This is a genomic window from Hungatella hominis (assembly GCF_014288005.1).
Classification (GTDB): Bacteria; Bacillota; Clostridia; order Lachnospirales; family Lachnospiraceae; genus Hungatella; species Hungatella effluvii.
The window spans coordinates 196762-211689 of sequence record NZ_JACOPB010000001.1 but is presented as its reverse complement, the minus strand read 5'-3'; the positions used below and the strand labels follow the sequence as shown (position 1 = coordinate 211689).

General features: G+C 47.3%; 18 protein-coding genes and 2 pseudogenes. 1 reads left to right on the top strand and 19 read right to left on the bottom strand.

Features of this window, described 5'->3' with window-relative positions; all coding sequences use genetic code 11:
- Window positions 1-21: 21 nt before the first annotated feature.
- The 13 genes and pseudogenes from H8S75_RS01025 to H8S75_RS00965 form a co-directional block, all read right to left on the bottom strand.
- Window positions 22-1254 carry an SMP-30/gluconolactonase/LRE family protein gene (locus H8S75_RS01025; RefSeq protein WP_187018629.1) on the bottom strand — a complete coding sequence of 411 codons (1233 nt, stop codon included), beginning with the start codon at window positions 1252-1254 and terminating at the stop codon, window positions 22-24.
- A complete protein-coding gene (locus H8S75_RS01020) occupies window positions 1251-2318 on the bottom strand; it encodes a hypothetical protein (RefSeq protein ID WP_187018627.1) in 1068 nt (355 codons plus the stop codon). Before H8S75_RS01020 ends, H8S75_RS01025 begins: the two co-directional genes overlap by 4 nt.
- Window positions 2319-2399: 81 nt before the next feature.
- Window positions 2400-3683, bottom strand: a complete 1284-nt coding sequence (locus H8S75_RS32550) for a HAMP domain-containing sensor histidine kinase (RefSeq protein WP_187018625.1) — start codon at window positions 3681-3683, stop codon at window positions 2400-2402.
- Window positions 3671-4345, bottom strand: coding sequence for a response regulator transcription factor (locus tag H8S75_RS01010; RefSeq protein WP_187018623.1), 675 nt, complete (start codon window positions 4343-4345; stop codon window positions 3671-3673). The genes H8S75_RS32550 and H8S75_RS01010 overlap by 13 nt, the downstream gene beginning before the upstream one ends.
- A gap of 105 nt (window positions 4346-4450) precedes the next feature.
- Window positions 4451-4738: a hypothetical protein gene (locus H8S75_RS01005; RefSeq protein ID WP_243270144.1), complete on the bottom strand. Its 288-nt coding sequence runs from the start codon at window positions 4736-4738 to the stop codon at window positions 4451-4453.
- A gap of 52 nt (window positions 4739-4790) precedes the next feature.
- The gene (locus tag H8S75_RS33535; protein ID WP_432764171.1) at window positions 4791-5246 is read right to left on the bottom strand and encodes a DUF3795 domain-containing protein; all 456 of its coding nucleotides are present in this window, start codon (window positions 5244-5246) and stop codon (window positions 4791-4793) included.
- Window positions 5247-5304: 58 nt separating this feature from the next.
- Window positions 5305-6048, bottom strand: coding sequence for a class I SAM-dependent methyltransferase (locus H8S75_RS00995; protein WP_187018620.1), 744 nt, complete (start codon window positions 6046-6048; stop codon window positions 5305-5307).
- Window positions 6045-6365 (bottom strand): DUF3784 domain-containing protein, encoded by a 321-nt coding sequence (locus H8S75_RS00990; RefSeq protein WP_187018618.1) that lies wholly within the window; start codon window positions 6363-6365, stop codon window positions 6045-6047. The genes H8S75_RS00995 and H8S75_RS00990 overlap by 4 nt, the downstream gene beginning before the upstream one ends.
- A 57-nt stretch (window positions 6366-6422) precedes the next feature.
- On the bottom strand, window positions 6423-7205 hold the full coding sequence (locus tag H8S75_RS00985) for a class I SAM-dependent methyltransferase (RefSeq protein WP_187018616.1): 783 nt from the start codon (window positions 7203-7205) through the stop codon (window positions 6423-6425).
- Window positions 7206-7268: 63 nt separating this feature from the next.
- The gene (locus H8S75_RS00980; RefSeq protein ID WP_187018615.1) at window positions 7269-7727 is read right to left on the bottom strand and encodes a hypothetical protein; all 459 of its coding nucleotides are present in this window, start codon (window positions 7725-7727) and stop codon (window positions 7269-7271) included.
- Between the two features lie 65 nt (window positions 7728-7792).
- A pseudogene (locus H8S75_RS00975) lies at window positions 7793-8531 on the bottom strand (EFR1 family ferrodoxin).
- 65 nt (window positions 8532-8596) lie between these two features.
- A complete protein-coding gene (locus H8S75_RS00970) occupies window positions 8597-9061 on the bottom strand; it encodes a VOC family protein (RefSeq protein WP_187018613.1) in 465 nt (154 codons plus the stop codon).
- A 50-nt stretch (window positions 9062-9111) separates the two neighbouring features.
- On the bottom strand, window positions 9112-9582 hold the full coding sequence (locus H8S75_RS00965) for a GNAT family N-acetyltransferase (RefSeq protein ID WP_187018612.1): 471 nt from the start codon (window positions 9580-9582) through the stop codon (window positions 9112-9114).
- Between the two features lie 336 nt (window positions 9583-9918).
- Between H8S75_RS00965 and H8S75_RS00960 the strand changes: the two genes are divergently transcribed.
- Window positions 9919-10062: a hypothetical protein gene (locus H8S75_RS00960; protein WP_187018610.1), complete on the top strand. Its 144-nt coding sequence runs from the start codon at window positions 9919-9921 to the stop codon at window positions 10060-10062.
- 67 nt (window positions 10063-10129) lie between these two features.
- On the opposite strand, the gene H8S75_RS00955 is transcribed toward H8S75_RS00960, so the two are convergent.
- From H8S75_RS00955 to H8S75_RS00930, 6 genes and pseudogenes are all read right to left on the bottom strand, one after another.
- Window positions 10130-10468, bottom strand: coding sequence for a hypothetical protein (locus H8S75_RS00955; protein WP_187018608.1), 339 nt, complete (start codon window positions 10466-10468; stop codon window positions 10130-10132).
- Window positions 10469-10499: 31 nt separating this feature from the next.
- Window positions 10500-10859, bottom strand: coding sequence for a hypothetical protein (locus H8S75_RS00950; protein WP_187018606.1), 360 nt, complete (start codon window positions 10857-10859; stop codon window positions 10500-10502).
- Between the two features lie 118 nt (window positions 10860-10977).
- Window positions 10978-11190: pseudogene (locus H8S75_RS32545) on the bottom strand (GNAT family N-acetyltransferase); the annotation flags it as partial.
- A gap of 168 nt (window positions 11191-11358) precedes the next feature.
- On the bottom strand, window positions 11359-13668 hold the full coding sequence (locus H8S75_RS00940) for an ABC transporter permease (RefSeq protein ID WP_187018604.1): 2310 nt from the start codon (window positions 13666-13668) through the stop codon (window positions 11359-11361).
- On the bottom strand, window positions 13665-14348 hold the full coding sequence (locus H8S75_RS00935) for an ABC transporter ATP-binding protein (RefSeq protein WP_187018603.1): 684 nt from the start codon (window positions 14346-14348) through the stop codon (window positions 13665-13667). Before H8S75_RS00935 ends, H8S75_RS00940 begins: the two co-directional genes overlap by 4 nt.
- Window positions 14345-14923, bottom strand: a complete 579-nt coding sequence (locus H8S75_RS00930; protein ID WP_187018601.1) for a hypothetical protein — start codon at window positions 14921-14923, stop codon at window positions 14345-14347. The genes H8S75_RS00935 and H8S75_RS00930 overlap by 4 nt, the downstream gene beginning before the upstream one ends.
- Window positions 14924-14928: the final 5 nt, after the last annotated feature.

Genomic DNA, 14928 nt, shown 5'->3' with positions numbered 1-14928 from the left:
TCCCCTGTCTTTTTATAAAACTTAAAACTGTACAACCTTTATCCGTGTGTTCACATACTGACCATAAATAATAATGGCGGTACGCAGGCTGTCTATAATGCGCACGTCCGGCACGCGGGAAATCAAGGTAACATCATCCTCGGCAATGAAAGTTTCAGTAACCAGGCTGCCGCTTTCCATCTCATAAATACGGACTGCAAGTTTATCCCCATTGACCGATGTGGCAAAATACTTGCCGCCGTCGGAAAGATACGCCATATCGCCTTCCCTGGCGGTGGCAAGCTTTATGGTTCTGGCCGCTCCGTCGGCGGGATGAATGAGCAGCTGTCCTGATACTGCCCGCATGTCCTGACCGACCAGCACAAAGGAATCCCTGGCTCCGGGAAGTTCTCCTGCCCGAAAGTTTTCCGGGGTATGGATTTGGAGGTTGCTGCCATCGATGTTCACGGTTCCATAGGAGTAGGTTGATTCGGAAGCGCCGGCGGGCAGATAGGCGCCGCCGAAGGCAACGCGGGAATTTCCGGCGAAACGCACGTCGTTTGGTATCATATTTTTGCTTTCCGGTACAATCTGGCGTGCGGTTCCAGTTTCTATGTCATACAAGTAGAGCGCAGATAGGCTGCCCGCCGCAATCCTGGAACCATCGTCCGATACATCAATCATCCGCAGTTCCTGCACACCAAAGCTTTTGTCAGCTTCGCTCATCACACCAGCCAGCACTTCCAGTACCTTGATTTCCCGTATCTTGTTCAGTTGTAAGTCATAGAAAATGCAGGTAACGTCGGGGACGCTGCTTCCTTCCAAAAGCCCGCTTTCGCTCCCTGGCCTGTTCAAATCCAGAAGCAGTCCCACAAAGCCGTTTCGGACAGGCTTATAGTGCTCTTCCCTGTAGGTGCGGCTGCTTGTACCGGTTTCTGTTTTCGCAGTGACGGCGTCCTGGGAGAGATCATATAAGTAAAGGGTATTGGAGGTGGTCACCAGTACATTGCTTCCACCGCCATTGTACACGTTTTTGATGTCTCCGGGGATATTGCCGGTGGTAAAGCCTTTAAAAGATAAGCTTCCTGCAGTGGTTTTGGAAACCATCGGCGTAAGGGTACTCATGCTGACTTCAGGCTCAGCGGCCGCTGTTTGGAATTCAGGCACCGGGCTGCTGTCCGTTGAGGAATCCGGCAGTGCTGTGGGTCCGGTGCAGGCTGTAAATACAAGCATCAAAGAAAGAATAAGAGAAAGAATCGAAATCCGTTTTTTCATTTGTTTTGCGCCTCCTGATAGAATAAAATGGAATCTGTCTTTAGGGTACTAATGGGAAAATCCGGGTAGTCATCTGTGTCAAGAGGCACAGTCACCGCGTAAAAAGTACGGAAGCCGTCCAGCTTTCGGACGTCAATCCCGAAGTCATAGGCAAGCACTTCACCGGACGTAAATGTATTTTCAAACACCAGTGTTCCGCTGTCATCCGCAATGGGCATATGGTCAATATAGAACGTGGTCTGTGAGCGCATACCGGGTATCCCTGCCAGTTCATAGTGAATGGCTGCGGGAGCATCACCGGAAACTGCCAGGCTGTCATACCGTACCTCCCCGTCATAGGTGATGAACTGAAAAATCCCTTCATTCAGCTGCGCGAGGCTCCAGCCTCTTGTTTCCAGGTAATCGCTTGTGACCAGCTGAGTCTGACGGACCATATTGGAAATACAAGGATTCACAGCCACCTGTTGGTGAAAAGGCGGAGGACTGGCTGTAAAGTTGACGGGGTATTCGGCAGTCAACGGACTATGATACCCTCCATAGGAGGAGGTCTGTTCCATATCCGGCTGAAACCGCGGATTGGTCAGGCTCGTCACCGCCAGTGTAGATGATTCCCCTTCTGTCCCGGTCACAGGGGTAAAAAGGAATGTAAATGGCAGATCTTCCGTGTCCTCCGGCAGACTGACGGAGTGAAGGTAAGCATATTCACCGTCCGGCTCCAGTTTATATGGCTGGGGAACGCCGTCCAAATATAAGAGAAAGCCGAAGTCCCGGCCAATCCCGGAGGCGCTGACCGCGTAATTCACCGTACATTCACCGCCGGTATACACTATTTCCGGCTTTTTTTCAGGATCGGTGACCGGCATCCCATGGCTTAAGCTGCTGCTCTGAGGCTGTTCCTCGGCAAATGGATTATCAATTACGAAAGAATCGTCCAGGGAGAGCGCTCCCCCTCGCTGCTCATCGCCGCCCGGTTTACCACCCGTACCGCCAGTACTGCCCGCGCGGCAAGCAGCAAGGGAGCCCAGCAGTGCGGCACAAAGTACAAAACAGAAAAATTTTCTCATAAAAAACCTCCTTACCCGCTATCCTCATGGTTGGGGAAACGGTTTGTAAGGAGATTATAAACGGCAAATATCAAAAATCAGTCAATATTCCAGAGAAAATCGTACTATTGCCCCGTCCTCTCTTCCATTAGAAAGCCGCAGGGAGCCGCCGTGTTTTTCACACAAGATACGGCAGATGGCAAGGCCCAGTCCGGAATGCTCCCTGTCTCCGCCCTTCGGTACAAAATAACCGTTTTGAGAGTTCAGCACCTCTTTCGGAAAACCGTTTCCGTCATCCTCTACCCTGACCTCCAGGCCCTTTGCGGAACTGGAAAAGGAAAGGCGGATCTCACGTTTGGCAAAACGGACCGCATTGCCAATGAGATTTTCCAAAATACGGTATAGTACATCTGCGTCCAGATTTACCTGCTCTTCCCCAATGTCATTTTGGCAGACAAGGGAAATGCCCCGCCCTGCAGTGATGATAGACAAATCCGCAGTTAAGTCTTTGTAAAGTTCCTCAAAGGATACCTCTTTCCGCCGTACTTCATGCTCCTCCGAGCGGCCCAGGGTACGCATGGATTCCGTGTAGCTTTCCAGCCGCTTTGCCGCCTGCAGAATATTTCCAATAATCGCAGACATCTTTTCCACCCCAAGCGTTCCTTTCGCCAGGTTAATCTGTAAATACTCGGCATGGCCTTCTATGATGGCGATGGGATTGCGCAGGTCGTGGGCCACGGAAGCCTGCAGCCTCTTGCGCTCCTCCACTGTGGCCCACAGCTTCTGATAATTTTCCCGCAGCGCCCTGCGCATCTGCTCAAAGGAGCCGCAGAGCTTTCCCAGCTCATCTCCGCTCTCAGGGAGTATTTTAAAATCAAGATCCTGCATGGAAATCCGCTCAGCGGCGTCCGTCAGTATTTCGATGGGACGTTTCAGCTTCCTTTTGTAAAACAGGATTCCGCACAGAAGGATCCCCCCAAAGGAAAGACCGGCCGGCCCTGCAATCATGACGATCCCGCATGTCTGATACAGAAGCCGCCGCTTAGGGGATAAGGAGCTGCAGTTTCTTTCTATTGCAGTAACCGCGTATTCTGCGTCCTGTACTGCCTTTTTGACGCCTCCAACGCCAATCAGAAAGGGTAGCTCTTTGGGGGATTCCCCCATCTTGATATTAAAAGCGTATTTGTTGGTTCTGTCATCATCAAAGGATTCCCATATGGTTAAAACCACTTCATCCGATACCGGCAGAAGATAGTTTTGAACCGAGATACACAGCCATATGGTAAGAACAGACAGTAACAGGACACAGAGGAAGGTCACACACACGTAGGTGCAGAATGCTTTGCGCAGAGGCATGGATTTCTTCAGCCTTTCTAACGGTTCCACCGGTATCCCACCCCCCAGATCGTCTCGATATATTCTTTGCCCGTCAGTTCCTTTAATTTCTGCCTGATTTTGCGGATATGCTCCCGGATCACGCCGCTGTCGCCTTCTGCCTCCAGCCCCCAGACCGCTTCGTATAAACGCTCCCGGTCAAAGACCTGGCCGGCATTGGTGGCAAGACATTCGATGATGTCAAACTCCCGTCTGGAAAAAGGGATTTCATTTTTTTGATAATGCACGGTCCGTGCTGAAAGGTTTATCAGCAGCTCATGAGAAGAAAGAAGCCTGGCCGGGTTCGCTCTGCGGACGTCCCTCCTTAAATGGGCCGCAATCCGGGCTGTCAGGGCAGGCAGGCTGAACGGCTTTGTGATATAGTCGTCCCCGCCCGTCATAAGCCCGTTGATGGTGTCCTGCTCTGTGGCTAAGGCAGTCAGAAAGACGATGGGGCACGCCACATGCTCCCGGATCGTTTTACACAGTTCCAGGCCGTTCATACCGGGCATTTTGATATCCAGCAGAATCAGGTCAGGTTCTGTCCCCAACTGCTCTAATGCCTCCTGCGCGCTGTTTGCCACATAGGGCAGATATCCATTGTCCCTCAGATGATCAGAGAGAAGGCCGGTGAGCATTTTCTCATCATCGACCACCATTATTTTATACGCCATAAAACCGCCTCCTTTCTCTGAGCATAAATGATAAATATCAAAAATCAGTCAAGGTTTCATTTTCCTATGGCTGCCGGAACTTCACAAAACGAACAGGAATATACGTTATCTCTCAAAATCAATCTGTACTAATTTTTTCCCATTGGGCAGAATACGCTCCAAGGTCTTGATTGAGCGGTACTCAATTTCAAGCATTGCCTTTTCCAATGCGTGCTCTTCTATCTGCTGATGTACTTGTTCCAACCCGTCGAACGTATGCAGATATGGTGAATCCGACACCCAGCTGCCTTCCAGGTTCAGTTGAATGATACAGGAAACGTACTTCGGGTTTACATGTTTGATAACGTTCTGGAATCTTTCATATCCAATGTACTCAATCAACAGATTTTTCATATGGTTACCTCTTACCGTATAAGTAATTTCTTTGAATTGTCATATGAGGGCACTATCTCAAATCAGGTTCCAGGCCATTCAGCAAGGCGTTACACTGAACGCATCTCTGTTCATAATAACTATATTGGTGTCCGCAGGAAGGGCATGTCCACCTTTTTTCGGACAGTGCATACCACTGCTCCAGTGTGCTTCCTTTGTTTTCCTCAAGAGCTTTCTCCGCTTCCCTATGATGCGCTAATCCTGAGTGAAACCTTTTTAACTTATCACAGGGATATCGGACGCATTCCGTACATAACCCTGCCTTTTGCTTTATACTGCATAGCCTTACTTCACAGCCAACGCAATAGATACAGATTTTAGTTTCATCCTCTGCCTTGCATCCCATGCACGGATGTGCTTCTACTCGCCTTTTTATATTGCCTTTATTAAGAAGATGCGCCCCTTCCTCTGTATTGGCAAAATAATGATCACACGCTCTGCAAAAAATACCACAAGCGCCGATTAACATTTTATTTGTATTTATTTGATCGTCATTCATCCGTTTCACAGCCTTCTATCTTACTCGTTTATGTTGTCAGTTCCGCTACGACAATCAATCTCCGACTGCCTGCATCATAGGGACTCCTATCATAATCACCATATATTTTAATATTGGTGAACCCAGCCTTAGACAACAGCATCCGATAGTCCTTATCCAGTAAAATGCGATATACAATGTCATATTGATTTTCTTCCGTGCGCTGTAAACTATGATATAAGTCCAATACATGAATTGTCTGAAAACGGCCGTCATGCTCCTTCACAAATATTCTTGAAAAGTCCTCACGGTTTACGACTACCTCAATAGAAGGTAATGTCAGCGTGTAATCCGTGGTTCCCGATGTGAAGACGAGCAGACCGTTCTTATTGAGCCTGTTTTTCATGGACTTTATTGCAAACAGCAGATCTTCATCCGTATGTAAATGAGGCAAAGACGTAGTGAGGCATACTACCGCGTCAAAGCAGACATCAAACTTTCTTTCCAAGTAACGAAAGTCGCATTGTGTTAACGGGATATCGCACCCACGCTCATGCAAATTCTTTTCGGCAATTTTCAGCATGGAGTGAGAATAATCGGAGCCCCAGGTCTGATATCCCAGCTGCGATAGCATATACAAATGCTGCCCCGTTCCGCAGGCGCAGTCTAAAACGGTCTTGATGTTATGCTCAGTGAACAGCTTATGGAAAAAGTTTTTCTCATCTCCTAAATAGCTTTCAATGGGTCCAAATTCGTCATAATCAAATGCGAATTTTTCATAAATATCTTTCATGACTTCCTCCGGCAAATGGTATCAGCTAAAATGGCCACGACCGCTATTGTTCCAAACAATCCCCACGGAATAATCCAGAATATAACTGCAGGCATTTCAAACCGGTAGAATGCCGCTATCCCCAAAATAACAGCTATAACGCTTGTACCGCACCCTACAACACGGCAAAGTCTTTTCTCATTGTATTTTTGCTTTCTCTCTTTTGGTAGCAAATTGTAGCCGGCAATCAAAAAACTGCCTTTCCCCAACAATAAAACAATTGAAATAATGCAAAGTATAAAAACGATGCTCCAAGGCACCCATATTGATGTGTTCATTGATACCACCTGTTCATCATTATCTGTTCACCTCGTTCAACTGGAAGTTAAGTGCTGTTATAACTTCTTAAATAAGAGATTGTTTACTCTTTCGGTTATCCAAATTTCATCATTGATAATCTCTAATCCATACCCCTTTATCACTTGTTTATCATATCTATTCAAAATATCGTCTAACTCTAAAGATGTCTGCTTTTTCTTGGGAAAACGAATCCCCGTTTCAAAGCTGTCCACTAAGTTAAAACCTGCTATTTTTCCAATATCCTGCCATTCTTTTTTGCTGTAAAATTTGATATGTCCGTCTTTTTTCATTTGCATATACGCATCTACAAATCGTTCCGTATCATCTTCATTAGGTGCCGGATCGGATAGGAAAAACATCCCGTTGGGTTTCAATACTCTGCTAATTTCCCGAAAGGTATCTTTGATAGCCGGGAAATGGTGTAGGGCGTACCGTGTAATAACCATATCAAATGCTTTATCTGCAAATGGAAATGTCAGACCGTTATAGCTTACAAATGAAATATTTTTCAACCCGTCATTTAAAGCCTTTTTACGATTCTTATCCAATGCCCGCTCGACAATATCCAAACCGATTACTTCTGTTTTAGAAAATCGTTCCGCGATAGGAAATGCAAAATATCCCGTTCCTGTTCCCAAATCAAGGATTCTCATACCGTCGCTTATTTTTAGGCAACGCAATATTTGCTCAAGGTGTGCTTTATCCTGTGTCTGTCTATTATAAAGGGTTCCTGATTCAAAACTTTCCTCAAACCCCTTTTTTGTATTTTCAATACTTCTGTTCAGTTCGCTTTTTGTTGAAATCTCCTTTTTATCCATGCTACTACTCCTATTTTCTCGGGGTGTCTTACGCTACGATTGCGCAATAAACAAAACCCCTTATCACATGCGCCGGGCATATAAGTCAAATTTGACCTGCCATTCGCCGTCCTCTGTCACCGTAACATCCTGCCAATGGAATTGATCGTCCTCGATTTTGGCAAAGACCCATTTTCTCCGTTCGTCCTCCAGGTTTGTAAGGACGATGATTCCGTCCTGCTTTCTCGCCTCCAGCCGCATGATCCTTCCTGTGTAGCAATAGGCCACATCCCAGGCGTGTGTGTCCGGGTTATAGACCCGAAGGGTTGTTCCGTATTCAAAGCCGGGCAGGACGATCACATCCTGCACCGCCATTCCCTCAAGAACCCATGAAAAATGCCATTCGCCTTTGAGTGCCTGGGAAGTGCTGTTGTCTACATAGTCGATGCTCCAGCTGCCGATCAGTTTTCCGAAGAAATCAAATTCCTCGGGTAACGCCTCATTTTTTGTTCCGCTAGTGAGTGCCTGATAAAAACACTCCATATGTAAATCCTCCTGCTTCTATCAACTGTTTTCCAATCTAATCGGTGCTTCTCCTGATTTGCCTGTTACAGGTAATTTTCAATTCTGCATTGCTCATGCAGGGTGTCGCCTAACAGCGTAATGGCCTGATGGGGACAATGACTGATACAGCGATAACACATGGTGCATCGGTTGTGGTGTACCGCTATTTGATCTTCAACCGATAAATTGCCCATTGGACACAGCTTCGCGCATACGCCGCAGCCCACGCATTTTTCAGCGCTGATTTTCAGTTTATCGGAATACTGCTTTGTTTTGTGAGAAAACCACAGCCTCTGCCCAAATAATCCCGCCATATGGTATAGGAAGGAAAGCCCCTCCTGCGGAGCCCGGCCGCTTTTGAATGCCAGGGCCGCTTTTTTTATCTTTTCTTCCGCCTGCTTCACAAGGACGCGATTTTCTTCCTTCGTTTTTTTCAGCAGCTTTTCATCGCCAATGCAATCGGGCATTTTAAGATGTAAGCCCCCAACGATTTCAGCGCCGTATTTTTTCAGCAGTCTTGCGGCGCAGCCCGTGCCGTCGCCGCTGAACAAGCCCATGGTTGCAAGAATAAAGACTTTTTTCCCAGAAAAAACGCTCCGTTTGTTTTCTAAAAAATCCCTCATATATGGGGGATGCCAGAACAATAAAATTCGATTGTGCCATAGCCTGTGCCGCTGATGGGTGTTTGATACCGATACAGGCCGCATCCAGATCCAGGCCATGAACAAATTTTTCAATACAATATCTGGTGTTTCCTGTGCCGCTGAAGTAAATTCCTACCATCTCAAAATGCTCCTACATTTTCTTTATCAATAATTTTCTGTTTTTCTGCCCGTCAAGCTGAAATTTTATTTATTATCAAGACAAGATACAACAAAATCAATCGGTATGTCCATTCTGTTCGCTGTTTCCTCTGCTGACAAACCTTGTTCAACAAAGCGAAGAACAACCGCATCTAACTTTTCTCCTATTTCAACAATGTGCTTGTCAGGGTCATAAAATCGAACCACTCGCTGCCCCCAGCGATGTTCAAACAATTCGTGAACATAACTTATTGTAAAAGATTTCAGATGATTGCAAAAAGCGTCCATATCATCTTCCTCAAAATAAAGTTCGCCTGCGTTGTTGGGTAAAACAACTTTATTCGTTCTGATAAAGGACTTCCATGTATCAAGCGTTTGCAAGACAACTCCGCCATCCAATGTAACATTTGCGCCAAAGTCGGCAACTACATTAAGCCCTAAAACATCGTGATAAAATTGTTTGCTCTTTTCCATATCCTTTACTGCTATCAATGTGCTTGTATATTTCATATTCGTCTCCTCAAATTGATAATTTGTCGAGCAACTTTTCCGACTGCTGTTCAAGTCAAGCGTTTTACATAGATTTCTTTTTCCGTATCAAGCACAAAGCCGCAAGACAGCAGCAGGCCGCAGGACGCCTTATTTTCCGGCTCCGGCTGCACCACAATCCTTTTGGCGTCAGGGTGGAGGGCGATTCTGTCTGTCAATTCCGCCACAATCAGTTTGCCAAGGCCTTTGCGGAGGAAGTCGGGTACCCCAATCATGTAGTCGATGCTGTAAGACCCGCCCAGCGCCGTGTAGCCTTCCCAAGGCTCGTCGCTGTCCTGGCAGGCGTAATACTGGCAAAAGCCGACGGGCTGTCCTTCATGCTCCACAATGAAGTGGTGAATCCAGCAAAACTCTCCGTCCTGCGCCGTGGCTTCTTTGATCCAATCCAGCGGATCGTGGTACCACCTGGCGACGTGGGGCGTATACAGCCATTTCTTAAAAACGGGCAGATCCGTCTGTTCCATTTTTCTAAGCCTAATCATATTGTTATTCCCAACCTTTCTTATTTTTCAGATCCTTTATAACCCTTTTGCTATCTCAAAGATGGCCTGAAGGCCCTCAGAGATTGTACCGTAACGCAGGTAGCGTATTCTATAAAATTACTGCTGTTTTCTCGCACTGAGCCGTGAAGAGAACAACATTGAGACCATGCCAATGACCAAATAGACCCACGCGTATAAGACAAATGCACCTTCACCCGGATCAAAGGAAATCCATGTACCAAGCAAAAACAGAGCGGCGGCCATGACAGGCAGGCTCCACAGTTCTTTGATGTGTTTTCCCGTAAAATCCCTAAAATAATGGAGTAGATCGGGGCGATGGCGAAAAACAATAGCAGGGCAATTGCCATGCCGGCATCGCTTGGGGCAAAAGTAACTGCGGCCCATGGCAACAAAAGCATCACCGCGGCTGAACCAATCAACCACCCTATCAATTTTGTTTTCTTCCTGCGTCCTCCGTGATCTTTACCTCTTCGGTCGAATCTGAATCCGTCCGGCAAACGGGAATTCGCCAGATAGACAACATACTTTATTCGGAATATTTTTCATATTTCACTAAATATGGTTTTAACTGCTCTCTCAACTTATGTAAACCAGCATCATAAGGTATTTGTGGTATTTCATAATTAAATACTCCTGAATCATCAAGTTCAGAAAGTTCTTTAGGCGTTATTAACTCCACTACTAACTTCCGTACACTTGTTAATCTTTTTGCCATATCAGTTTCAGCACATGCAATGGCTAAAGAATATGCCCTATTGTCTGCATTATCTCGATTTTCGCTTCTATCCAAAATACAAACCATAATGTCCAGGACCTTTAATATTTCAAGGTATTCTTTCTTTGAGAGATATACTTCATCACGCATTTTAACCTCCTTAGGTTTATTCATTCTCTATTTAAAATTTCGATTTGTCACCTATAAGACCTGCTATATGCCATACTGGATTTTCTTGAAAGAACATTTCAGTTAAATCAATCAAAATATGAATGCGTTCTTCTTCTGGTTTTTCTTTGCAGAAGCACTCAACATAGGCTGTAAAAAAGCAAGAGGAGTTTTGATTTACCTTTTTCTCATACCAATGCTTTATTTTATCTTCCAATTTTACACCCGAGTAATGTTCTAATCCCCGAAAATAACCGTTTAAATAGGTTTCTACAGACGTATATGTTATTTCGCCTCGAATAAACATTTTGGGATGAATTTTTATACCATGAAGGTCATAAAGAATTTTATCATTTAAAGAAATCTCTTTCAAACAATACCGCCTCCTTGTATTCAACTGCGCGCCTTATCCGCTGAAGATGCACAAATCCCTATTTATCGAACAATTTTTCCTTACCTGCGGCTCAAGGTAAGCGTTTTACATAGATTTTTTAATCCGTATTTAGCCCAAAGCCGCAGGACAGCAGCAGACCGCAGGACACCTTGTTTTCCGGCTCCGGCTGCACCACAATTCTTTTGGCGTCAGGGTGGAGGGCAATCCGGTCCGTCAAGTCCACCACGATCCGTTTGCCAAGGCCTTTGCAGAGGAAGCCGGGTTCCCCGATCATGTAATCGATGCTGTAAGACCCGCCCAGCGCCGTGTAGCCTCCCCAGAGCTCGTTGCTGTCCCGGCAGGCGTAATACTGGCAAAAGCCGACGGGCTGTCATTCCTGCTCCACAATGAAGTGGTGGATCCAGCCATTTCTTGAAAACGGGCAGATCCGTCTGTTCCATTTTTCTAAGCCTAATCATATTGTTATTCTCTTCCTTTCTCACCCGGCATTTACTACGTTCACGATGCTCATTTCCTTTATCTTCCCCGCGACAGAGTGGACGGAAACGAATGTTGTCAAAAACGCGGCAAGTACCGTGACAGCTAAAACAGCGATGGGCGGTTGCCAGACGCCGCCCCAGTTTGACGTGATCAGAAGTCCGTAAAACAGACGGTGCGGTAAAAGTCCTAAAACGCTTCCCACAATGCAGCCTGTGATGGCGTAGGCGGCGGTTTCCGCTATGATCGTCTTTTTTAGCTGCCTTCCGGACATCCCCACCGCACGCATAACGCCATAATGGTTCATGCGGCTGGAAACACTTGCACGCACTGTATTGAGAATGTTGATCAGCGCAATCAGTGCAATGACAATGAGAAATCCATAGACGAATACAGCCATCGCGTCAAAGGTCGATTTAATCTCGGCATTGCTTTGTATCTTATCCCGCATATGCAGGTCGGAGGTCAACAAGCTTCGGACCTGCCCGGAGATATCCGATTCAACCTGCATATCAATAATGGTATAGTCGGTTATGCCGGTCAGTGAGGTGAAGGTGTCTTCCGAGCAAATCACAACCCACTCATTGTTTGCCCCCTGGAATGGTGAGTCCGACAGGACGCCTGCTATTTCCACCTCTGTAATCTCCCCTGAAATATCGAGGGCAATACGGTCGCCGACGTTCCAGGCCGAATCATCCGAAAAGCACACAAAAACACCGTTGCCATCCCTCACGCTGTTTGCGTTTCCTGCGGTCAACATGCCCTCGGCCCATTCAAACTGCGGGTCGTCATAGGAAACCAGGATAACGGCGCCACCTCTCTGGCCAGTTGTCGCAGGCACGTCATAGAGGAACATTCGCCCATATACCTTGCTGGCGCCCGAAAGCGCTTTGAGTTCTTCCATGAGCGAACGACCGAGCCGTACAGAGTTGTCGGCGCCTGTAATCGAGATATCCGCGGCATAGGGCTGTAACGGCTTTAACGCATGATTCATAAATGTAATCAGAACAGAAAAGCACAGGAACAGTACAATGCTGATGGCAAAAGAGCCCGTTATGAACACCATGCTCTTTTTATTGGAAAAGGCATGCTTGAGTCCCATGGCGGTATCTACATGGAACAGCCTGGTACTGGATGCTTTTTGAATCTTCAGGTTGTTTTTGTAATCGATATTTCCGGTCACAGCTGCTTGAGGCGATACCGCCGCCGCTTTTTTGGCGGGGGAACGAGATGCGAGCATGACTGTCACAAAGCCTGTCGCCGCCCCGCTCAGTACCCCAATCCAGCTGATCCTGAGAGGCATTTCCGGAAGATACTGAGAGTTCAGCGTATTTAAGAAAATGACCGCCAGACAAACGATGCCGCAGCCTGCCAAAAGGCCGATTGGGATGCCGATCAAGCTGTAACGCAGCCCCTCCGCACGAACATACCGCTTAACCTGCCTTTTGGTTGCGCCCATGCAGCGCAGGAGCCCAAAAAACTGTGTCCTTTCCAACATACTCATGTTGAAGCTACTGGCGATCATAAATGTTCCGGCCGCCATGATAAGAAGGGCAAGGATGATTGCTGTAATATATAAATACACCATGGAACTGTCGTCGCTCTGCCCCATGAGACCCAGGAGCATCTTGTTTATGGAGACCTGTTCCTCCGAAAGACCGTACTCCGCAATGATTTCTGAAGCGGCCCGGTTGATATTGCTTCCGTGGGCAAATTGTATATAGTAATATTCCATCCAGCTTTCCGGCGGCAGCGCCCGAACCCCCGCAACCGAAAGATACAGCCCGTGAGCGCCGCCTCCCTTTAGGCTTGAAAAATCTTTGTATGACCCGGTAATCGTATACGGCCGGGTCTGTCCGCCTGATAAGGGAATCTCAATGGTATCCCCTATAGAAATATCAAGCTGCGTCAAAGCACCTTCGTCCAGCAGCGCTTCCTGGGCGGATACCGGGTATTTTCCCTCGGATAAAACCAGATTCATCTCTTCGGCGATTGCCTGCTCTCCGCCTTGAACGAGCAGAGGACTTCCGGCATATTCCGTATCCTCGGCCACTCCGATCCAGCCGGATACCCTGACGCTGCTATGCCCGCCAATATCTGCCGCAACGTCGTCCGATAAATCGGTTACAATCGCATGCCAGTTTCCGCTTTTGCGAATGTAATCGTCAATTTGCGCCGTGACGCTCATCTCCGCCATGCCAAACACCGCCACGATCAGCATAACCGATATGGCAATACAAATGATGGTCAGCCGCCCTTTCTTTTTGTGTACCTTTGCGTATTCTGAAACAAGTGAGAGATAACTTTTCATTCCGCATACCCTCCCAAGTCCGTCAGAACACCGTCCGAAACCTGTAATACCCGGTCGGCCGTGGAGGCGATGCTCCGGTTGTGTGTAATCATGATAATGGTCTGCTGATAGCGTTTGGACGCCGTTTTCAAAAGGGATATGACCTCTGCGCTGTTTTGGCTGTCCAGGTTTCCGGTGGGCTCATCGGCCAGGATCAGCATGGGGCGGGTCATGAGGGCACGGCCAATGGCCACACGCTGCTGCTGTCCTCCGGATAACTGCCGTGGCAAATGGCCGCGCCTGTCCTGCAGGGAAAGAACCGTCAGTAATTCCTCCACATAAGCCTGGTCCGGCTTTTTATAATCCAGCAGCACAGGAAAGGTGATATTCTGCTCCACGTTCAGTTCCGGAATCAGGTTATAGGCCTGAAAGATAAACCCAATATTGCGGCGGCGGAAGATCGTCAGTTTTTCATCCTTCATGCAAAAGATCTCATTGCCGTCGATCAGAACGCTCCCCGATGTGGGTGTGTCGAGAGCGCCTATCATGTTGAGAAGTGTGCTTTTCCCTGATCCGGACTCACCGACAACCGCGACAAATTCGCCTTTGGGAACGGAAAAGCTCACATCCTTTAACGCCTTGACTGCCGTTTCGCCGTCCCCATAGGTCTTACAAACCCCTTTGACTTCTAACAAATTCATATCGTTTCCTCACTTTCTATATGCCGCTTTGTTTTTCCTCTATAAAGCAGACAGGCTGTAAGCGCATAAGCGCATGACAGACCCGAAGCAATGCCAGAGACAGCCGACAGCCCAAACAGACCGTGAACACCGAATCCAAGCGTAAATAGTACAACACTCATGCCGCTTAAAAACACAAGGATAGACAATACGGCCAGAATGCCGCGCTGCCATCCTTCCGGCCCGCAAAGTGAAACGCTGAAATAATACAGGCCCTCTAACATGAGGAACGCTCCTAGACAGAGCGGCGCCAAATGGGCGAGGTACCGGGCAAATACCAGCGAATTTGCCACAAACAAAAGCAGTACGGCAGAAACGATAATTCCCGCATAATCCCGGCGGCTCTTTCTGCCTTTTATGCGGATACGGTCTACGATACCGAACACGCTTACAAAAAGCAGATAGCCGGCAACGGCATAAAACGCACCATTCACTATAAATGAGGGGTGCACAAACAGGGTGGCTCCCATCATACCAAAGAAGAAAATGCGTGGCATAGAATGCCTTAAAAACCGATTTCGCAGTAATGATTTCATGTTTA